The sequence below is a fragment of the Desulfobulbaceae bacterium genome (assembly GCA_013792005.1).
GTDB lineage: Bacteria > Desulfobacterota > Desulfobulbia > Desulfobulbales > VMSU01 > VMSU01.
Genome location: VMSU01000109.1, coordinates 1 through 20,054 on the forward strand (window position 1 = coordinate 1; position 20,054 = coordinate 20,054).

At 52.6% G+C, this 20,054-nt stretch carries 17 protein-coding genes and 1 pseudogene; 17 read left to right on the forward strand and 1 reads right to left on the reverse strand.

What is annotated here, in order from left to right:
- Positions 1 to 335: 335 nt before the first annotated feature.
- On the reverse strand, positions 336 to 1,367 hold the full coding sequence (locus FP815_06295) for a hypothetical protein (GenBank protein ID MBA3014550.1): 1,032 nt from the start codon (positions 1,365 to 1,367) through the stop codon (positions 336 to 338).
- 103 nt (positions 1,368 to 1,470) lie between these two features.
- Here FP815_06295 and FP815_06300 point away from each other — a divergent pair, with 103 nt between their 5' ends.
- The 17 genes and pseudogenes from FP815_06300 to yidC all read left to right on the forward strand — a co-directional run.
- Positions 1,471 to 2,304, forward strand: coding sequence for an SAM-dependent methyltransferase (locus tag FP815_06300; GenBank protein MBA3014551.1), 834 nt, complete (start codon positions 1,471 to 1,473; stop codon positions 2,302 to 2,304).
- Between the two features lie 88 nt (positions 2,305 to 2,392).
- Positions 2,393 to 3,238, forward strand: a complete 846-nt coding sequence (locus tag FP815_06305; protein MBA3014552.1) for an aldo/keto reductase — start codon at positions 2,393 to 2,395, stop codon at positions 3,236 to 3,238.
- Positions 3,239 to 3,429: 191 nt separating this feature from the next.
- Positions 3,430 to 4,329 (forward strand): J domain-containing protein, encoded by a 900-nt coding sequence (locus FP815_06310; GenBank protein ID MBA3014553.1) that lies wholly within the window; start codon positions 3,430 to 3,432, stop codon positions 4,327 to 4,329.
- Between the two features lie 400 nt (positions 4,330 to 4,729).
- Positions 4,730 to 6,532, forward strand: coding sequence for a M48 family metalloprotease (locus FP815_06315; GenBank protein ID MBA3014554.1), 1,803 nt, complete (start codon positions 4,730 to 4,732; stop codon positions 6,530 to 6,532).
- A 236-nt stretch (positions 6,533 to 6,768) separates the two neighbouring features.
- Positions 6,769 to 9,018: a hypothetical protein gene (locus FP815_06320; protein MBA3014555.1), complete on the forward strand. Its 2,250-nt coding sequence runs from the start codon at positions 6,769 to 6,771 to the stop codon at positions 9,016 to 9,018.
- Positions 9,019 to 9,456: 438 nt separating this feature from the next.
- A pseudogene (locus FP815_06325) lies at positions 9,457 to 11,538 on the forward strand (glycine--tRNA ligase subunit beta).
- 12 nt (positions 11,539 to 11,550) lie between these two features.
- Positions 11,551 to 11,760, forward strand: a complete 210-nt coding sequence (locus FP815_06330) for a hypothetical protein (protein MBA3014556.1) — start codon at positions 11,551 to 11,553, stop codon at positions 11,758 to 11,760.
- A gap of 309 nt (positions 11,761 to 12,069) precedes the next feature.
- The gene (locus tag FP815_06335) at positions 12,070 to 12,654 is read left to right on the forward strand and encodes a LemA family protein (GenBank protein MBA3014557.1); all 585 of its coding nucleotides are present in this window, start codon (positions 12,070 to 12,072) and stop codon (positions 12,652 to 12,654) included.
- A 225-nt stretch (positions 12,655 to 12,879) separates the two neighbouring features.
- The gene (locus tag FP815_06340; GenBank protein MBA3014558.1) at positions 12,880 to 13,761 is read left to right on the forward strand and encodes a TPM domain-containing protein; all 882 of its coding nucleotides are present in this window, start codon (positions 12,880 to 12,882) and stop codon (positions 13,759 to 13,761) included.
- A complete protein-coding gene (locus FP815_06345) occupies positions 13,761 to 14,408 on the forward strand; it encodes a hypothetical protein (GenBank protein MBA3014559.1) in 648 nt (215 codons plus the stop codon). The genes FP815_06340 and FP815_06345 overlap by 1 nt, the downstream gene beginning before the upstream one ends.
- Positions 14,409 to 14,771: 363 nt before the next feature.
- Positions 14,772 to 15,989: an ammonium transporter gene (locus tag FP815_06350; protein ID MBA3014560.1), complete on the forward strand. Its 1,218-nt coding sequence runs from the start codon at positions 14,772 to 14,774 to the stop codon at positions 15,987 to 15,989.
- Between the two features lie 235 nt (positions 15,990 to 16,224).
- Positions 16,225 to 16,563 carry a P-II family nitrogen regulator gene (locus FP815_06355; protein MBA3014561.1) on the forward strand — a complete coding sequence of 113 codons (339 nt, stop codon included), beginning with the start codon at positions 16,225 to 16,227 and terminating at the stop codon, positions 16,561 to 16,563.
- A gap of 244 nt (positions 16,564 to 16,807) precedes the next feature.
- Positions 16,808 to 17,827: a peptidylprolyl isomerase gene (locus tag FP815_06360; GenBank protein ID MBA3014562.1), complete on the forward strand. Its 1,020-nt coding sequence runs from the start codon at positions 16,808 to 16,810 to the stop codon at positions 17,825 to 17,827.
- A 408-nt stretch (positions 17,828 to 18,235) separates the two neighbouring features.
- Positions 18,236 to 18,373, forward strand: a complete 138-nt coding sequence (gene rpmH, locus FP815_06365; GenBank protein MBA3014563.1) for a 50S ribosomal protein L34 — start codon at positions 18,236 to 18,238, stop codon at positions 18,371 to 18,373.
- A gap of 26 nt (positions 18,374 to 18,399) precedes the next feature.
- On the forward strand, positions 18,400 to 18,795 hold the full coding sequence (rnpA, locus tag FP815_06370; protein ID MBA3014564.1) for a ribonuclease P protein component: 396 nt from the start codon (positions 18,400 to 18,402) through the stop codon (positions 18,793 to 18,795).
- Between the two features lie 23 nt (positions 18,796 to 18,818).
- Entirely contained in the window at positions 18,819 to 19,031 is a 213-nt protein-coding gene (gene yidD, locus FP815_06375; GenBank protein MBA3014565.1) for a membrane protein insertion efficiency factor YidD, read from the forward strand.
- A gap of 59 nt (positions 19,032 to 19,090) precedes the next feature.
- Positions 19,091 to 20,054, forward strand: a 964-nt coding sequence (gene yidC / locus FP815_06380) for a membrane protein insertase YidC (protein ID MBA3014566.1), incomplete at its 3' end; no start/stop codon positions are given.

The window sequence follows — 20,054 nt, forward strand, 5'->3', positions numbered from 1 at the left end:
TAAGGAAGGTGATTTTCAATTCCCCTGCATCGGTTTGAAAGGTATCGGTCTTGGTGGTGGCGTGGCAGAATGAGGCAATGAGTAGCAGGGTGACGGTGAACAGGACCGGTAATTTTTTCAGCATGGTACTCCTCCCTTGCTTGATGAGGTGATTGGTAGTATTCGATTATTATGATACTGTACCCTCGGGGAAATACCCAGCAAAAATGCGCGGTCTCTCCTTGGTGCTCGTGCTGATTGCAGACTTTTTTTGACGCCATTAGAGGTGGCTCTCTTGATCACGCTCGAATTGTTATGGGATAAATAGCCTCAAGGACGCGGCCTGGGTGCGGATATCACAGGAGAATTGGTCCAAAGATGGAATAGGGTTCAATCCGGGAAAAATTCCCTCGTACATCTTGGGTGAGCCACACTAAATAGCGCGTTTCGGCGCTGGTCACCCGGAATGAAAATATGTTGGCATCCGTAGCGAGGTTTGAGAAGACCAGGTGACCTCCCAGGGCAGTTATTTGGGCCAAGGTCAATTCCTGCTGTTGTGGTGGTGGGCGTGCGGAGAAGGCAAACAGGACTTCGGTATATCTACGGGACTGGCGGAAGCCATTGATGATAAAGGTGAGTTGATCCTCACTTTGCCGCAATAGAACGGCTGACGGCGCAAAGAGGGGGAGCTTCCATGCATCTTTCAGGGCATTTGCCGCATGATAATTGATGGCGCCATAACCGTAATGTTCCGGGTTGTACCCGGAGTCGTAGTTGTCGGCAGTTGCCCTGAGCGCTGCCTTGATGTCAAACCAGTTCCATGTCGGATGTAAGTATTTAAGACATGCCATCAAGCCTGCCAGTTGTGCGGTAACCCCTGATGGAGTATTGCTCCTTCCTTTCCCCTCCATATAAGTGCTTGGCACTCCAAACTCAATCCCGCCGCCACTCTGCGCTCCGATCTTGTTGACTGTTGCGAAGGCCGCCGGCGGAGGGGCATTCCAGGGCTGTGGATGACGGGGTTCATAGGCGAAAACATGGATCATGCCGTTGTCCGTCAATTTTTCATAGCCTTCTGAATCATAACTATAGTCCCAGTTGCTGAAACTGGAGGAGAGGATTGTTGCCCCTACTGCCTTGGCATCATCAACGAATTGGTCTGGCGGGAGGAATGGGGTGCCGTTATGTTTTGATGAAGCGGTGACAGAGACCTCAGTTCCCAGGTGCAGTCCCGTATCGAGCACAGCGCCTTGGGCATTTTTGAATCCGTGCATGGTGTTGATTCGTAAGTGGACCATCTGGGAGGCAGAGACTGCCTGGGATATGCCAATCAAACCGACAGTGGCGAGTAAGATAATATGGGCTATTTTTTGTCTGAAGCTGCTCATGGTCCTTTCTCTTTTACCCTGATTTGTTTGGCACTTCATCAGTCGCATGGTAAACTGATCTGATTGTTAGTTTAGGTTAATTTCACTCGAAGAGCAAATTCAGATGCATGAAAGAAATGAAATCCGGCCAGGTCAATCAATCGAACTACTGAAGGAGTTGCACATCCTCACGCGCGATGGCAAGCTGAACCAGGACAGCCGGCGCAAACTCAAGCAGGTGTATCACCTTTATCAGTTTATCGAACCTCTGTTAAGGGCAGTTCAAGAGGATCATCCCGATATCTCTTTGGTCGATCATGGGGCGGGTAAGTCGTATCTCGGTTTTATTCTCTATGATCTCTTTTTTAAGGATCAGGACAATGGGTCCCATGTCTTTGGTATTGAGACGCGTGAGGAGTTGGTGGCTAAGTCTCAAACCTTGGCCAGGCGGCTTAATTTCTCCGGCATGTCGTTCTTGAATCTTTCGGTTGTTGACGCTATTGATTCCGAATCCTTGCCGATTGCGGTGGATGTGGTGACGGCGCTGCACGCCTGCGATACTGCTACCGACGATGCTATTCATTTTGCCTTGAAGAAACAAGCGCAGTTTATCGTCGTGGTGCCGTGCTGCCAAGCCGAAGTCGCGGCGGTGCTCCGTAAAAATAAAGGCAAGAACCTGGCTCGCAGCAGTCTGACTGAGATCTGGCGGCATCCTCTCCATACCAGGGAGTTCGGCAGTCTGATCACCAATGTCTTCCGCTGTCTGCAACTTGAGGCCCATGGGTATCAGGTCAACGTTACTGAGCTTGTCGGCTGGGAGCACTCGATGAAAAACGAGCTGATCATTGCTCGATACCAAGACCTGCCGCGCCGCCGTCCGACTGAGCGTTTGCAGGAAGTGCTTCATACGCTCGGTCTTGAAGAGATGAGTTCCCGCTTCTTTACCCCGCTGTACTGATGAGGGGGTGTACTGGCTGGAGGTTGGAGCCTTGATTTGATCGGGGTGTGTGAGACTTGTGGGGCCTTATTGTGAGGAGAACAATGTTATGAAGATGATGTCTTTTGGCAGTACCGGAAAAACGATTTCCAGGGTTGGGTTGGGTGGAGAGGGTGTGCTTCGGACTTATGGCCGGGGTAAGGAGGCCGAGGCAGTGATTCGTGAGGCAATCCGCCAGGGCATTACCTATTTCGATTCAGCCCGGGTGTATGCCGAAAGTGAGATTTATTACGGCCAGGTGTGGGGGAAGGAGCCGGAATTGCGGGCCAAGATTTTTCAGACCAGTAAATCGGCCTCCCGCGACAGGGACGGAGCGATGGCTGATCTGCACAGCACCCTTAAGCGGTTGCAGACCTCCTACCTTGATCTTTGGCAGATTCACGATGTCCGCACGGAAGACGATCTGCTGGCGATAGGCCGGACAGGCGGCGCTTTAGAGGCTTTTGTCGCGGCCAAGGAGCAGGGACTGGTTCGCCATATCGGGGTGACCGGACACCATGATCCTCATATTTTAACCAAGGCGGTCAAGCTCTGGCCGGTGGACAGTGTGCTGATGCCGGTCAACCCTGTCGAGGAAGTTCTTGGTGGCTTTTTGACTCAGACACTCTCTGCGGCCAGGGAAAAGGGGATAGCGGTAATCGGCATGAAGCTGCTGGGTGGGGCTGGCGCCCATTACGTGCTGCCCAAACTTGAGGTGACGGCTGAGGCGTTGGTTCGCTTTGCCTTGGCTCATTCGATCACTCTGCCTATTGTCGGTTGTTCCAGTCCGGAAGAGGTCAAGGAGTTGGTGGCGGCCGTTCAACAGGGTCCGTTGCCAGAGCAGGAACGAGTTACCCTTGCTGCCATGTATCGCCCCTATGCTGAGAGAATGGCCTTCTATCGGGGGGTAAAGTAAAGTAACTTAGGGGAACAAGGGCTTTTTCCTCTAATGTCTCTTGAAATGTAAGGTGGTATTGGAATATGCTAAAATATATCGTTATCCTAGCCAGAGAGAGGTATATAGGGGGCTGGCTCGAGCGAAAGTTAAAAAAAGTTGGCGAATAGATCAGTTGACGCCGGAAATCTTTGCGCGGAGGAAATATAACAATGACAGCAGTGTTTGTGGAGCACGAATTATTTGCTTCCTGCCGGGTGTTGTTCGGCGCAGAATTGGACATCACTCGCAATTTTTTGGAATATCTACAGCGTTCAGGAATCAAGAGCGCCTATCGTAAAAAGGCGCTGGAGACTCATCCTGATATTTTGGCTAGCCAGAGAGATTCAGCTCAAGGCGCGAGCGTGGATCTTTTTCGCCGCGTCCAGCAGTCCTACGAGAATCTGACCGCATACCTGGATGCCCGCGATAACGGTTTCTGCTTCCCGTCGCTCAGCCGCCCGCACGTCCATTCCGCGCCGAGAAAACCACAGCCCGCCCCTCGGCCCGAGCAACGTTGGCCTAACTCCGGAGCCAGTGAGGCTAAGCCTAAGGTCAAGCCCAAGCCCAAGCCTAAGACTAAGACCACCGATCAGCCGGGTGGTTTTACCCGTTTCAAGGACCGGCCCTCCTCTGCCTGGACTGTCAGCGGAGACAAACCGTTGGGGGCCATCCCTTCACGTAGATTGCTTTTTGGTCACTATCTCTATTATGCGGGGTTGACCAACTGGCAGACTATCGTCAAGGCCTTGGTCTGGCAGCGGACCGGTCGACCGAGGCTGGGTGAGATCGGGCGCCGTTTTGGCTGGCTCACTGATCAGGATATCTTGACAGTGCTGAAGAAAAGGAAACTGAGCGATTCTTTTGGCGCGTCAGCCGTGGATTTGGGTCTTCTCACTGAAAGGCAGCTCAGTCTCATGCTCTATCAGCAGAATAAACTTCAGAAGCGTTTTGGCGAATACTTCATCCATCATAAGCTGATGACACCAACCCAGCTTGACGAACTGGCCAGACATTGCTTCCGCCACAATACCAGCTTTGACCGCCAACGACCTTACGCTGCCAGGATGTAGGGCGGGCGCTGCAGCCAATACGATGGTTCTCATCGTGGTCACGAGAGTGATGCCGCTAATTCGTTTGAGTTCTCCTCCAAGTATCAGGCCGAGGGCGATATCCCTCCCACCTATTATGCCCCTGAACTGCTCTCCTCCGCAGAGACCAGGACATTGTTCATGGGGATTTGCGATTATCTGCATAATTCGTTGTTACGGTATGATCTCCTCTGTGCTGCAAAAAAGGGCTTGGATAAAAGGGACTCCTGATTGTCTGCACGGGTGTTCGGATGAGCGCTGTTTGTCCCAGGCATGAGGTCGTCCAGCGTGCAATTGCATTCTTGATGAAGTATTAAGGATCAGGTACAAGCTCATTGTCCTATTATTATGAAGTGACACTAATCGACCAGGCCAATCCCCAGTGATATATAACAATCTGATCTATTTCCTGGTGGTCATCCTGATTTTGACCACCAACACCGCTGCCGACCATCCTCAATTGCCGGGTCTGATCGGCTTTGCTCTTTTTGTAATCAAGGCCTTGCTCTATCAACGTCTTATCGCTAGGGCTTTTGATCATAAGCGGGTTTACAAGGCATCGGTATACAGCGCGGCCGAGCGGCAGGGCTCTATCCTGGCCATCATCTCCTTTGCGGTTGATGTTTACCTCCTCGACTGTCAGTATTATTTCAATTTGATCCCTGGGGCCAGGGCGTTGCCGGTGGTCGAAGGCTTGGCCTGTCTGGTTCTGTTCTCGGGCTACCTTGCGCTGATGTGGTCCAAGGCCAGTGGTCGGTACCGGGAGATTTTCAACTCGCGGCAGTCGGCTCGTACGTTCACCTGGAACAATCTTAAGATCAACTTACCGATTATTCTGCCCTGGCTGTTGCTGTCGTTGGTGGCGGATCTGCTGCTGCGCACGGAGATCCCGGTCGTTCGGGCAGTGATGGCCTCGGCCTGGGGTGAACAGACGGTATTTCTGGCTCTCTTCCTCAGCCTGGCGGTTATTTTCCCAGTGATCGTCACCAGGATGTGGGGCTGCACTCCCTTGCCCGATGGACCTGCCCGACGGATGATTGAGACCTTTTGCCGAGAGCAGGGAGTTGCCTATGCCGAGATTATGCTCTGGCCGCTGCATGAGGGCCAGGCCTTGACCGCAGGGGTCATGGGAGTCATCGGGAGATTTCGATATCTGTTGATCACTCCGGCGCTGCTGCAGACCATGACCCCGGAAGAGGTGCTGGCGGTAATGGCCCATGAGTTGGGCCATGTCAAGAAGCGGCATCTGCAGATCTTTCTGGTGCTGTTCATGGGCTTCGGGTTATTGGCCCACCTCTCATCCTACCCCATCCTTTATTTGTTGACTAACTCAGACCTCTTTTATCGGATGATCCATCTGGCCAACAAGCAGCCGGGCAATGCCTTGGCCTTTGCCAGCACCGTGCCGATTTTTGTCCTGTTGATCGTGTATTTCCGCTATGTTTTGGGTTTTTTCATGCGGAACTTCGAGCGACAGGCCGACCTCTTCGCCTTGGTGACCATGGGGGGGAGTGATGCCCTGATTCGGGTCTTTGAGAAGATTGCCTGGCTGAGTGGCGATATCCGGGATCTTCCCAGTTGGCACCACTTTGGTATCGGTCAGCGCATTGACTGCCTGAAGCGCTGCGACCACGATGCTGGCCAGATTGTCGCCCATGACCGTAAGGTCTACGGGGCGCTTTTGGTCTATGCCCTGATCATTGCCCTGGCCGCCACCACCTTGTGGAAGATGCCGGAGAGCTTGCCTGATCAGCCGCCCAGAGAGAAATTTGCCGAGGCGGTGATCCGGCAGAAAATTGCCGAGGATCCGCAAAACTTTGTCTGGCGTCAGCTTTTAGGGGATTTGTATTATAGCCGTCAGCGCTTTAGCTCGGCCGTAGGTGAGTACAGCAAGGCCCTGGACCTCTCTCCTGATCAGCCGGAAGTATTGAATAATCTTGCGTGGCTGCTGCTGACCGTCGAGGATGCCGCAATCGCCGATCCGGCACGGGCTCTGGATCTGGCCAAACGGGCGGTGGTCCTTTTACCTGCCGGTCATGTTTTGGATACCTTGGCCTTGGCCTATTGGCAAAACGGCTCGCCAGAGCAGGCGGTGCTGGCTGAACAGCGAGCGATTGCCCAGGACCCTGGCAATCGTGACTATTATACCACTCAGATCCAGAAATTTTCCACCGTCACACCGTAGTACTCTCATGTTTTTGAGCTGATTCTCCCACCTCCTAAAAAAAGTTGACAATAAATTTTTTGTCTGTGTATCCTAATTCCAGGGTAACTGTTCAGGTTGTCGGTTTGCGGTTATTCAGTTGACGGTTAGTGATTTTTATCAAGGCAGGTTCCGTGATTTTGTTAACCGCAAACTGGTAACTGAATTACCGTCAGCCCAAGTAGTTACCATTATCTTGTGGATAAAGGGAGGTTCGGATGAAGAAGTTGAAGCTCAGCGCAAAAATTATCGGTGGATTTGGTGTCGTTATTCTGCTGATGATCGGGGTGATCGGGGTCTATCAGTTCTCCACGATCAAGACCACCAGAGGTTTTGAAGACCTCTTGAGTAACGACGTGGCCCAGGTGAACCATGCTCATCAGGCGGATATAGAGTTGCAGCGGGCCCTGAATTCCATCAGTCAGTTCATGCGCATTAATGATATGAAGGAGATGGAGTTTCATAATCAGTTCGTCGACGGTCTGACTAAGCATCTCACTGCCCTTAAGGGTTTTGCGCAGGGAGAGGGGGATCAGGGTAAAGTCAAGGTGGTCGAGGAGGCTATCAGCCAGGTCAGTGGATACCGGCTTAAAGCGGATGAGTTGGTCAAGGCCTATCATGCCATCGGCCTGACCGAGAAAGAGGGCCTTCGGGGAGCATTCAGGGAGGCTGCCCATGCCCTGCAATTCAATATGCCGGAGCATGAACTGAATGTTGTCAGGATCGCCCAGCTCCAGATGCGAAAGGCGGAGATGGAATTCCTTGGTAGCCCCGATGGCGCTCACGGTGACAAATTCAAGACTGCCATTAGTGAGTATGGAGCCGTTTTGAATAGCGCTGATATTATCCCTCCTGCCGATGTCAAAAAAATCCTGACCGAGACCTATGCCGAGTATCAGAGCGCAGCGGCCACGCTCCTTGCTGATCCGGAAACCGATCGGGAGGCCAATGCCGTGGTTTTGCAGTCAGCCATCAATAAGGCCGAGGAGGCGGTGCGCTCTGTCAATGTTCCCAGGGCTATGGCCATGATGCTTGAGATTCGCAAGCAGGAGAAGGACTATATGCTGCGCTTGGATGACAAGTATGTCCAGGCAACCAAGGTGGCGGTGGCCAAACTGCGGGAGGCCTTTGTCAAGGCCGGGATCAAACAGGAGCATGTCGATGATGTGTCCTCTGGTTTGGATACCTATGAAAAGGCCTTTGTTGCCATGGTTGTCGAGAATGCGGTGATCGCTGGACTTGAGGGTGAGATTACTGATGTCGCTGCCAAACTCGATCAGGCACTTGATGCCATGGGTAATCGGGCGGAAAAGGATGGGGATGTCGTTGCCAAGGAGATTACGGCTCAGGCCAAGAGGTTGGCCGGGATCGCCATCACCGCCAGTCTCGCCACCATCGCCCTGGCCCTGGTGGTAGCCTTTTTCTTGGCTCGCTCGATCACTGGGCCTATCGGTATGGCGGCCAAGAGTCTGATCGCAGGCGCCGAGCAGCTTGCCGCAGCCTCGGGACAGGTATCCTCTTCCAGTCAGGTGCTGGCTGAGGGCGCTACCGAGCAGGCGGCGTCGCTGGAAGAGACCTCTGCCTCAATGGAGGAGATGCACTCCATGACCCGGCAGAACTCGGACAATGCCTCTCAGGCGGATGTGCTGATGCGCGAATCGCTTAACACTATCAAGCAGGCCGATGAATCGATGACTGAGATGGGACGCTCAATGAATGAGATTGCCGAGGCCAGCGCCCAGACGTCGAAGATCATCAAGACCATCGACGAGATTGCCTTTCAGACCAATCTCCTGGCCTTGAACGCAGCTGTTGAGGCTGCCCGGGCCGGTGAGGCCGGGGCTGGGTTTGCGGTGGTGGCAGAGGAGGTAAGGAATCTGGCCATGCGCTCAACCGAGGCGGCCAAGAATACCGCATCGCTGATTGAGGGGACTGTCGCTAAGGTGACCTCAGGTAAGGGGATTGTCGAGCAGGCCACTGTCGCTTTCCGCGGGGTGGCGGAGAGCAGCAACAAGGTGGCCAGCCTTATTGGCGAGATTGCCACTGCCTCTCGAGAACAGGCCCAAGGTTTTGGTCAGATCAATCAGGCCATTACCCAGATGGATACCGTTACCCAGCAGAACTCGGCCACGGCCGAAGAGTCGGCCGCTGCCGCCGCCGAGTTAAATAGTCAGTCCGGTGCGATGATGGATATTGTCATAAGTTTGAAGACCTTGGTTGACGGTGGTGGGACTGCCCGGTCCGTTGCCCTGCCGCCACCAGCGCGGACCAAGGCAAAAGCCCTGGCCGCTTCGCCTCCGGCACTTGTCAGGCCAAGTGTCAAGAGTCCAGCGAAGTCATTGCCGGCAGCGCCATCCGCACGGAAAGCACTGGCTGCTGCCCCGGCAAAACCGGTCAAGCCGGTTGTAAAGGTCAAGCCTCAGGATGTGATTCCCATGGATGATGACGATACCTTCGAAGATTTTTGACCAGGGATCGTCATCGTAGCACATATTTCCCTTCCTCCTCGCAGGGGAGGGTTAGGGTGGCGGATTAGTCGTGAAGTCGTTACCGTGTCTCGTCTCCCCCTCCATCCACAAACCCCTCCTGTAGAGGGAGGAGGAGCTTTCTGCAGGATTTTTATTGCTCACCCCTGAGTCACCTTTCCCTTGTAGTCTAATCCTTTTTTATGCACTTAATTTGTAAACGTTCACAGCACTGCAGATGCGCGAAAGAGGTCTGTGCGCTATGTATATGGTATGCGAGCCGGCGCGATGACAAAGCAGATGCGGTGCTGCTGAACGTTTACCTTAATTTTCCTCCTCTCTCCGTCTTGCAACCCGGCCCAACATGAGGTATGAGTTACGCGAAGGCGGCCGCGCCTAAGAGTTGGCTGTGGCCAGGATTTCTTTTATACGAGGACTCTAATGAACAACCAACTTATCTTTGAAATCGGCACTGAGGAGATTCCTGCCGGTTATTTGACGCCTGCCGTTGAGGCGCTGAAGAAGAATATGGCCGCAGGCCTTTCCGGTATGGGTTTGACTTTTGGTCAGGTAACCGGCGCCGCCACTCCCCGTCGGCTGGTGGTGCGGGTCGATGCCCTGATGACCCGTCAGCCGGATCGAGTGGAGGAGATCCTTGGGCCGCCGAAGAAGGCCGGATTTGATGCCAATAATCAGCCGACCAAAGCCGCAGAAGGGTTTGCCAAGTCTCGGGGGGCTGAGGTTGCCGATATCCAGATTGCCTCAACTGCCAAGGGCGAATACCTTATGCTTCGCCAGGAGCAGAAAGGCCTAGCCACCACGGACCTGCTGCCTGGCCTGTTGTCTGAGATGATCCGGTCGACACCCTTTCCCAAATCAATGCGGTGGGGAGCCACCAAGACCACCTTCGCCCGCCCGATCCAGTGGCTGTTGGCTATTTACGGAGGCCAGGCCATCCCTATGAGTATTGATGGGGCAGGGGACTAGGGGCGAGTGACGTATGGTCATCGTTTCATGGCCCCGCAGATGATCGAAGTCAGTGACTATGATCAGTATGTCTCCGCGCTTCGAGAGCAGCATGTACTGGTTGAGGCCGGAGAACGCCGAGCCATGGTGCTTGCGGATATCACCATGGCGGCCCAGGCGGTGGGTGGCACGGTCCTTGCCGATGATGAACTGGTGGAGACAGTGGCCAATCTGGTGGAGTATCCTCACGCAATCTGCGGGAGCTTTGATCCCAAGTTTCTTGATTTGCCCAAAGATGCCTTGATCACCTCCATGCGGGAGCACCAGAAGTATTTTGCTGTTGTTGACGATAAGGGCCAGTTGATGGCTAATTTTATCGCTGTCAACAATACCAAGGTGAAAGATCCGGCTCTCGGCGCCGAAGGCCATCAGCGGGTGTTGAGAGCCCGTCTGGAGGATGGCCTGTTCTTTTTTCGTGAAGACCAGCGAGCGCCTTTGTCCAGCCGGGTGGCCGATTTGAATGGCCTGGTCTTTCAAAACAAGCTGGGCACCATGCTGGAGAAGACTAATCGAGTGCAGGCCCTGGCCGGGGAGCTGGCTAAATTGCTGTATCCGGCGCTCTTGGATCAGGTCTCCCGTGCCGCGTATCTTGCCAAGGCCGATCTTCTGACCGCTATGGTTAATGAATTCCCGTCTTTGCAGGGCGCCATGGGTCGGGATTACGCTCGCTTGAATGGTGAAGATGAGGTGGTGGCCGAGGCAATATATGAGCATTATATGCCGGTTCGTGCCGATAGTCAGTTGCCGGAGGGGGTCATTGGCGCAATCGTCGGTATTGCCGACCGTATTGATACCATGGCCGGCTGTTTCGGCATCGGGCAGATTCCCACTGGCTCTACCGATCCCTTTGGCCTGCGTCGTCAGGCGCTGGGCCTGATCCGCATTATCGAGCGGCATGGGTTTGCCATCTCTCTCCCGGAACTTACTGCCAGCTCTTTGGCTCTCTACGGTGATAAATTGACAGAGGATCGCGCCCGCGCCCAAGTTGCGGTGGTTGATTTTATCAAGGGGCGCTATGCCAACGATCAGGTCGCTAGGGGTATCGCTGCCGAGGCGGTTGAGGCGGTGGTCTCGGTCTCTTTTGCCGATATTATCGACTCGAGCCACCGGATTAATGCCTTGCTCAGCATCAGCGCTCAACCTAGTTTTCCACTGCTTGCCGGGGCTTTCAAGCGGGTGATGAATATCATCAAGGATCATCAGGGTGGAAGCATCGACACCGCACTCCTGAGCGAAGAGGCTGAGCATGCGTTGCATCAGGTGTTGATTGCGGTGAGCGGCGAGGCCCAACCCTTGATTGATCAGGCCAAGTACGAGGCCGCCCTTGCCGTGATCCTTAAGATGAAGGAGCCGGTGGATCTCTTTTTTGAGAAGGTTATGGTTATGGCCGAGGACATGGCGGTGCGGAACAACCGACTGTCGCTGCTTGCCGCCATTGCCGCCCTCTTTTTGCAGATTGGTGATTTCTCCAAATTGAGCGGGCAGGGCGCCGCTTGACCTGAGGTCTTGGTGAAGATTGACCGTGTGATCGATTACCGGGCGCTGACCGCAGATCATTTTACAACTTATCCGCAGCCCGACCATATTAGAAAGCTCGTCGAGCAGAACCGCAATACCCTTGCTCAGATCGCTGCCACAGCAGGTGACACCATCGTCCGTCAGGCCCAGGCCGATGCGCGTCGCGCCCTGCTTGGCGGTAGTGTTGACCTTATGGTGTGAGTAGTTAGGAGCCGTTATGAAATAGCTTGGGCAAATGCTGCTCGGTCCTTTGCGGCTCCTTATGCCGATTCGGCGATCGAGAATGATCAAGTTATGTAACTTGATCAGGTTGTCGGTTTGCGGTTGGTAGTTGACGGCGGGTGATCCTGCTGATAGTTGAGCATGCACAAATATCATGCATTATGTGATGATTAATGGCTAACCATGATTGTTTTAACCGCGTAACCGGTAACTGATCACCGTCAACCTAGGTAGTTACGTTATTTCCTTACAACGGCTTAGCCAATAGCACAGTCAAGGAGAACCCTCATGCGCCGATTCATTCTATTTCTATTGTTGTCTTTTTCCTCTCTCAGTCTTTCTGGTTGTGGTTACAATGCCATTCAGACGAACGATGAGGCCGTGAACGCCGCCTGGGGTGATGTTGAGGCATCCTATCAGCGCCGGGCCGATCTCATCCCCAGTCTGGTCGAGACGGTCAAAGGGTATGCCGCCCATGAAAATGAGACGCTGACTGCGGTGACTGAGGCTCGGGCCAAGGTCGGCCAGGTCAAGATCGGTGCCGATGTGATGAATGACCCGCAGGCCTTTGCCAATTTCCAAGCGGCCCAAGGTGGACTCAGTTCCGCTCTGTCGCGACTGATGGTGGTGGCGGAAAATTATCCTGATCTCAAGGCGAGCCAATCCTTTCAAGATTTCCAGCACCAACTGGAAGGGACTGAGAACCGGATCAACGTGGCTCGTGTTCGCTATAACCAGGCCGTTCAGGTCTTCAATACTTCGATTCGAACATTCCCCAACAATCTTACCAATAATTTCTTGTTGCATCTGCCCCGGCGTGAATCATTTAAGGCTGAAGCCGGCGCTGAAAAAGCTCCGTCGGTGAAATTTTGATGGCGTCGCAAAAAGCCCGATCTACTGCGTTGCAGCGCACTTTTGCTCATTCGGCACACCATATGTGTGGCCTCATTCGCAAAAGCACACTGCGTCTCGGAGTCTCTCTTCGCTCGCTTGCCTGTATATCGGCCCTTTTGCTTAGCCATCCCGTGACTTTTTGCGAGACCATCAAATTTTAGACCAGGGAATTTATTGAATTCTAATACTGCTCATCTTTCCATAATGGTGTCGGTTGTTGTGCGATGCCGGGTATTAGGTGCGGTCCTTGTCCTCTTTGCTTTGTTGGGCGTGGCTGCCATGGCTCAAGCGCTTGAGCCGCCTGGTTTTCGCGGCTATGTCAATGATTATGCCCGGATGTTGCGCCCGGATACGGCACTTCAGCTTGAGCAGGCGCTCCGTGCCTTTGATGAGGCAGATTCAACCCAAGTGGCGGTGCTCATCATTGACTCGCTCGAAGGCGATTCCGTGGAGGATTTCAGTATTCGGGTGGTTGATGCCTGGAAGATTGGTCAGCGTGGCAAGGATAACGGGGTCCTTTTTCTGGTGGTCAAGAGTGACCGTGAACTGCGCATTGAGGTGGGCCGAGGGCTTGAAGGGGTGTTGACCGACCTTGCGGCTGGCCGGATTGTCGATAATGTTGTTCGTCCTCTGTTTAAGGCGGGGCGTTTTGATGATGGGGTTTTGGCCGGAACGGCGGCCATTATCCAGACGTGTCGGGGAGAATTCACCGCGCCTCAGCGGCCCATGCAGGCTCGGCGGGAAGAGGAGCCGCCTCAATTTTTGTCCTACCTCGTTTTTTGCTTATTTATTGTAGCGTTTCTGGGTCGTGCGTCACGACCGTTGGGGATGATGTCTGGCGCTATCCTGTTCCCACTGGCTTTTTTTCTGGGATTGCCGTCGGTCAGCCTGCTCTTGCTGTTGATGCTGTTGCCGGTCGGGGCGGTGGTCGGGTTGCTCTTGCCGCTTTTTCTGGGAAACATGCTGCTAAACAGTGTTGCTATGGGTGGCGGCGGCTTTCGGGGTGGAGGTGGTTTTCGAGGAGGAGGGTTTGGTGGCTTTGGTGGCGGCGGGTTCGGCGGCGGTGGAGCTTCCGGGGGGTGGTAATGTTGGAAGGGGAAACCTTTTTTTCAGAAACGGACAGAGAGGCGATTTCTTCTGCTATCAAGCTGGCCGAGGCCAAAACCGCTGGTGAGATTGCGGTGATGGTTGTGGGGCAGAGTGATACCTACCCGGAGGGCATCATCCTTGGCGGAGCGATGATCGGCTCACTGCTTGCGCTGGCTGTTACCGATCTTTTGGGGTTCGGTTCTCAGTGGGTGTATGTTCCGTGTGCCGTGTTGTGCACTCTCTTTGTTGGTGTTGGCTTGAAGCGGATGCCGTCTTTGCATCGGTTGTTTATCCCCGAGGGGCGGCTTGAGTCCTTGGTCAGGCGCCGCGCGGAACAGGCTTTTTTTGAACAGGGCCTGCATCGAACTCGAGACGCCTCCGGGGTCCTTTTTTTTCTCTCCTGTTTTGAACGGAAGGTGTGGGTACTTGCAGATTACGGGATTTATCAAAAAATTGATCCTGTGACACTTCAGGCCCATGCCGATCGGGTGGTGCAAGGGGTCAAGGGGGGTCGGCAGGCCCAAGCTCTGTGCGCTGAAATCGCTCGTGTTGGGGAAGTTCTTGCCCGGCACTTTCCAATCCGGCCGGACGACGCCAATGAGTTGTCCGACCGTGTCATTATTGAAACCACTTCGCGGCCCTGATTGGCTGAGGGGGTTTTGACCTCATTTTTCTTCCCTCGCACTGTTTTCTGTGTTCTCTGAGCTGTTCTGACGGAAAGGGTTCGGCTCGTGTGTGTCTGGTTCCATCGTGAGCAGGATTTTTTTTATCTGTCAAAGTATCTCTTGCCTCCTCAGTGTGTGCCAATTCCGTAAACTTATTTAATTGTAAATTACAAATGTGTAAAATTTTGCGGATATTTTCTTGTTCCGTTTTAGTCTGTAAAAGTTGTTATATTAATTAGTTGTACGATAATATTATTATTTGGAATGGAATGTGCATTGATATAATGGCAACGATGCACAAGGCCCTATCGATCCAACTAATCAACGACTAAGGAGACAACAATGAATACTGGCGATACTGCTTTCATGCTGATTGCAACAGCTATGGTCATGCTGATGACCCCGGGACTGGCCCTGTTTTATGGTGGGTTGGTCCGTTCCAAAAACGTACTTGGGACCATCATGCACAGCATGGTCTGTTTGGGTGTGGTTTCCTTGATCTGGGTATTTTACGGATATTCAATTGCCTTTGGTCCCGATACCAACGGATTGATCGGTGATTTCAGTATGGTGGGTCTCAAGGGGGTGTCTTTGAGCCCAGGGCCATATTCGGAAACTATCCCCGACCTTCTGTTTTGTGCCTTTCAGTTGATGTTCGCGATCATTACGCCGGCTTTGATTTCCGGCGCTATTGCGGAGCGGATGAAGTTTAGCGCTTATCTGTTGTTTATCATCTTGTGGAGTACCTTGGTCTATCTGCCGTTGTGTCATTGGGTTTGGGGAGGCGGTTGGCTCGGCACGATGGGGGCTCTCGATTTTGCCGGCGGCACCGTGATTCACATCAACTCCGGTGTTGCCGCCTTGGTTGCGGCTGTCATGCTTGGTAAGCGGAAAGGGTGGGGGCGTGAATCGTTCCATCCGCACAATTTGCCGATGACCATTATGGGGGCCGGTCTCCTGTGGTTTGGCTGGTTTGGGTTTAATGCAGGTTCTGCTCTGGCTGCCAGTGAAACGGCTGTGTTGGCATTTTTTACTACGCAGGTCGCCAGTGGCGCCGCGGTGCTCTCGTGGCTTGCCGTGGAGTGGATGGTTCAGAAAAAACCAACTACTTTAGGTGCGGTATCAGGGGCATTGGCCGGATTGGTGGCCATTACCCCGGCGGCCGGATTTGTCAGTCCGATTTCGGCAATAATCATTGGTTTGGCAGCAGGGGTCATCTGTTACCTTGCTGTTCTGGCCAAGGGCAAGCTGGGGTATGACGATGCCCTGGACGTGGTTGGGATTCACGGTGTCGGGGGGTTGTGGGGAGCGTTGGCCACTGGTCTTTTTGCTTCGTCTGCTGTCAACCCGGCTGCGGCCAATGGGCTATTCTTCGGTAATCCTCATCAGTTTCTGGTGCAGGCGATTGGCGCCGGCGCTGCGATTCTCTACTCACTGGTGCTCACTTATGTTATCCTCAAAGGTGTTGGTGCGCTAACCGGCGGGTTGCGAGTTGCTCAGGAGGACGAGATCCAGGGGTTAGATCTTACTCAGCACAGCGAAGTTGGTTATGCTTCATAAATTGTAATTATCCACCTTCTGACCCAGAAAGGTACCGAAGCTCAGAACCGTAACTGTCCAGCAGTGCCACATCTGCGTTGTTATCGGCCTGCTCATGTGCGAAAAGCACACATCGCAGGCCGATGCCTAGCATCTGCGGCACTGCTGAACAGTTACCATAAATTTAGTAACGTGGGCTGACGTTTGCGGTAGCTGGTTAATGGGCCTTTCACTCTACTCCTGCAGGAGAATTGCCATGAAAAAAATAGAAGCGATCATCAAACCATTTGCCTTGGAGGCAGTTAAGGAAGCTCTGAATAATAGTGGTATTACCGGCATGACCATTAGCGAAGTGAAGGGATATGGTCGTCAGAAAGGCCATACCGAAATCTATAGGGGGGCTGAATATGTTGTTGATTTTATCCCTAAGGTTAAAATTGAGTTAATCGTGGATGAGGAGAGTGCTGCCAATGTAGTTGACTGTATCCGTCGTGCCGCCAACACTGGAAAGATTGGAGACGGCAAGATTTTTGTTATGCCAGTTGAGGATGTTATTCGTATCCGGACTGGTGAACGTGGTGTTGATGCTATCTGATAAAAAGGGAGCGGACTCTCGATGGATATAATCTGAAGTCCGCTTTTTACAGCTTTTTTTCAAGCGCTGGTGCCGTTGGGCTCAGTTGAAATGAACCGCGTCTCCTTGTCCTTGGGAGGGGCGGTTTTTTTTGGTCTGGCCATCCTCTCTTGACAGGTGTGGTGGTTTTGATTTAATTTGGGCACTGTTTGAGTTTGAAGATGATATTAATGAGGTCTAATTTTTCTGGAGAATTGTTATGAAAATGATCGCCATCTGTTGCGCCTCACTGTTGGCCAGCAGTTTTTGTTTGTCCGCGTCCGCCACTGCTGCTGAGAAACTGGCTGACGGGATGTATGCCAAATTTGATACCAGCAAGGGCGAGATTATGGTTCGCCTTGAGTTTGAAAAAGCTCCGCTGACCGTGGCTAATTTCGTGGGGCTGGCAGAAGGTTCCAAGGATTCCAATAAGGGCAAGGGGATTCATTTTTATGACGGGTTGACTTTTCATCGGGTCATTCCTGATTTCATGATCCAGGGTGGCGATCCACAGGGCACGGGTGTTGGTGGTCCTGGTTATACCTTCCCGGATGAATTTGATTCTTCTCTCAAGCATAGTGGACCTGGTGTCTTGTCCATGGCAAACTCAGGTCCCGGGACCAACGGAAGCCAGTTCTTTATTACCCATGTTGCCACACCATGGTTGGACGGGAAGCATACTATCTTCGGTCATGTGGTAAGCGGTCAGGATGTGGTCAACAAGATCGCTCAGGGTGATAGCATCAAGACCTTGACCATTGTCCGTGCAGGTGACAAGGCAAAGTCATTCCTGTCTGATCAGAAAGCGTTTGATTCATTGCTCAAGAAGAGTTCCGAGGCCGATCAGGTTAAAGAAAAAGCCGAGATGGAGAAGCAGCAGGCGACTATCAAGCAAAAATGGCCTACGGCTATCTCTACTCCCAGTGGTTTGATGTATGTGGTTACCAAGGAAGGGGCCGGTGATGCTACTCCCCCTAAAGGCGCCACGGTCACTGCACATTACACCGGGACATTGATTGAGGGAGCCAAGTTCGACTCTTCGGTTGATCGAAATCAACCGTTTAAGTTTCCAGTAGGCATGGGGCGGGTTATCAAGGGGTGGGATGAGGCATTTCTAGCGATGAAGAAGGGAGAAAAACGGACCCTGATTATTCCTCCATCCTTGGCATATGGATCTCGTGGAGCTGGCGGAGTTATTCCTCCCAATGCGACCTTGGTCTTTGATGTGGAGTTGATCGATTTTTAGTAATTGTTCACCAGAAGCGTTGAACGTGCGGATGTCACCGGACTGTAAACGTTTACCGGGTGCCCCAGATGAGCGATTTATATTGCCCCGCTTCGTCGGTCAATAAAGCGGTCTGCGAAGTGTGCTAGTTGCCCATGAGCAGGCCGCTAACAGCTAAGCGAGTTTGCGAGACTGCGAAGCAGATGGGGTGCCCGGTAAACGTTTACGATTTTTAAGACAACAACTCCAAGCTGTGTAGTCGTCAGGGGATTGAGTCAATTTGATTGCTGACAAAATAATTTGACAGGCTGGGGTGAATGTGGTTAATGTACTAGATTCATTTATAGCCATGTTGCCGTGGCTGGTATTTAGTCAGCTTGGAAATAATTCGCCCGGCACGATAGAACGTATACCGAAGAGGAACACACCATGAGCAAGAGAACATTTCAGCCAAGTAATACTTCCCGCCACCGTACCCATGGGTTTCGGGTCAGAATGAGCACCAAGAATGGCCGCGCGGTAATTAACCGTCGTCGGGCAAAAGGCCGTCAACGCCTCGCTGTCTGATTTTTTCCAGGCAGGTTGACACAGCGATGTCCCTGACCTTGCCCAAGGAGTTGTTGATCACTAAACCTTGGCAGTATCAGAGGGTCTACCAACAAGGTCAAAGGCTTTGGGGCAAGGGAATCACCCTGATCTATCTTGAAAACGATCAAGGACATGATCGCCTAGGGGTTAGTGTGGGCGGACAAAAACTTGCCGTTAGGCGCAATAGGATTAAACGGCTGCTCAAGGAATATTATCGGCTCAACCGGACCCTCCCGTCTCAGGTGGCAAACAAGCCACCTGGTGGCGGAGTAGATTTGGTGATTGCCACTAATTTTAAATTCCAGCCGCGAGGTCTGTCCGATATTCAGGCAATTATCGCAAGGCATACCGTTAGATCAAAGCCTTCTGCCGTTGGAATAGGATCTGAAGCCGGGAGCTAATCGATTAATTCAATGGAATACCAGTGCAAAAGTTTCTTATCCTTCTAATTGTTGCCTACCAGCGTATTTTATCTCCTCTGCTTCCGTCAAGCTGTCGTTTTCATCCAACATGTTCTCAGTACTCCCTTGAGGCTATCAGTGGTCATGGGGTCTGTAAAGGACTCTGGCTTACCATCCGTAGACTCCTGCGTTGCCATCCATTTCATCCCGGCGGCTATGACCCTGTGGCAAAATAAGTTTTTTCTCCTGCCAGAACGCGTCGCTACTAAACCAGACCCCCCATGAAGAGACCATAATGGAAACCAAACGGGCATTTACCGCTGTCATTCTCTCTCTGATGATCCTCTTGGGTTATCAATATTTTTTCATGCCATCCCCTCAACTTCAGGATCCTCCGCCGGGCGCAGAGCAGACCACGGTCGTTGCTCCTGGGTCAGCTCCTGTGGTTGCAGAAGAAGCCGCTCAGGTTGCAGCGCCTGTAGGGATCGCTGCTGTTCCTGAATCACAGTTTGCTCAAGTCGCACTCACGGGCAAGGACATCCCGATTGAGACCGAACTGTATAGCGCGGTAATTTCTGAAAATGGCGCTGTGATCAAAAGTTTTAAGCTTAAACAATACAAAGAGAAGCCGGGGAAGGACGCTCAACTCAAGGAACTGGTGTTTGCTGATACTCCAGGGACTGTCTTTGCCTGGGGGAATGGTATCCCGTCTCAGCCTCAACTGTTCACTGCGAGTAAAGATCACGTGACAACGTCATCGGGAGGCTCGGCCAGTCTGATCATGACTGCTTCTCCTATGCCTGGGCTTACTGTTACCCGGAATATGGTTTTTAATGATGCCTCCTATCAGATTGCACTTGAGATATCAGTGAAGAACGAGAGCGGCCAGGCACTGCAAGGCGCTCCGTTTCTGTCCAGTATCAACAAACCTTTTTCTGATGCGGCAAAGTCGCAAGGTGTTTTTGTCGGACCCGCCGTCTTCCTTGATGGTGTGCTCCAAGAGGTGAATGCAGGAGATTTGAAAGACGATGGTCCTAAGACGGTGAGCGGACAGCTGGCATGGTCCGCCTATGAGGATAGTTATTTTCTCTCTGCCATTATTCCTCAGCAAACCGGTAAGACCACGGTTCTGCTTTCATCTGGTGACAATGAAAAGGTAGTTTCAACAATCAGTGGTGAGCAGGAAATCATCCCTATGGGTGGGGAAAAAACGTATAAGTATACGATTTTTATCGGCCCCAAAAAACTACCTATCCTTA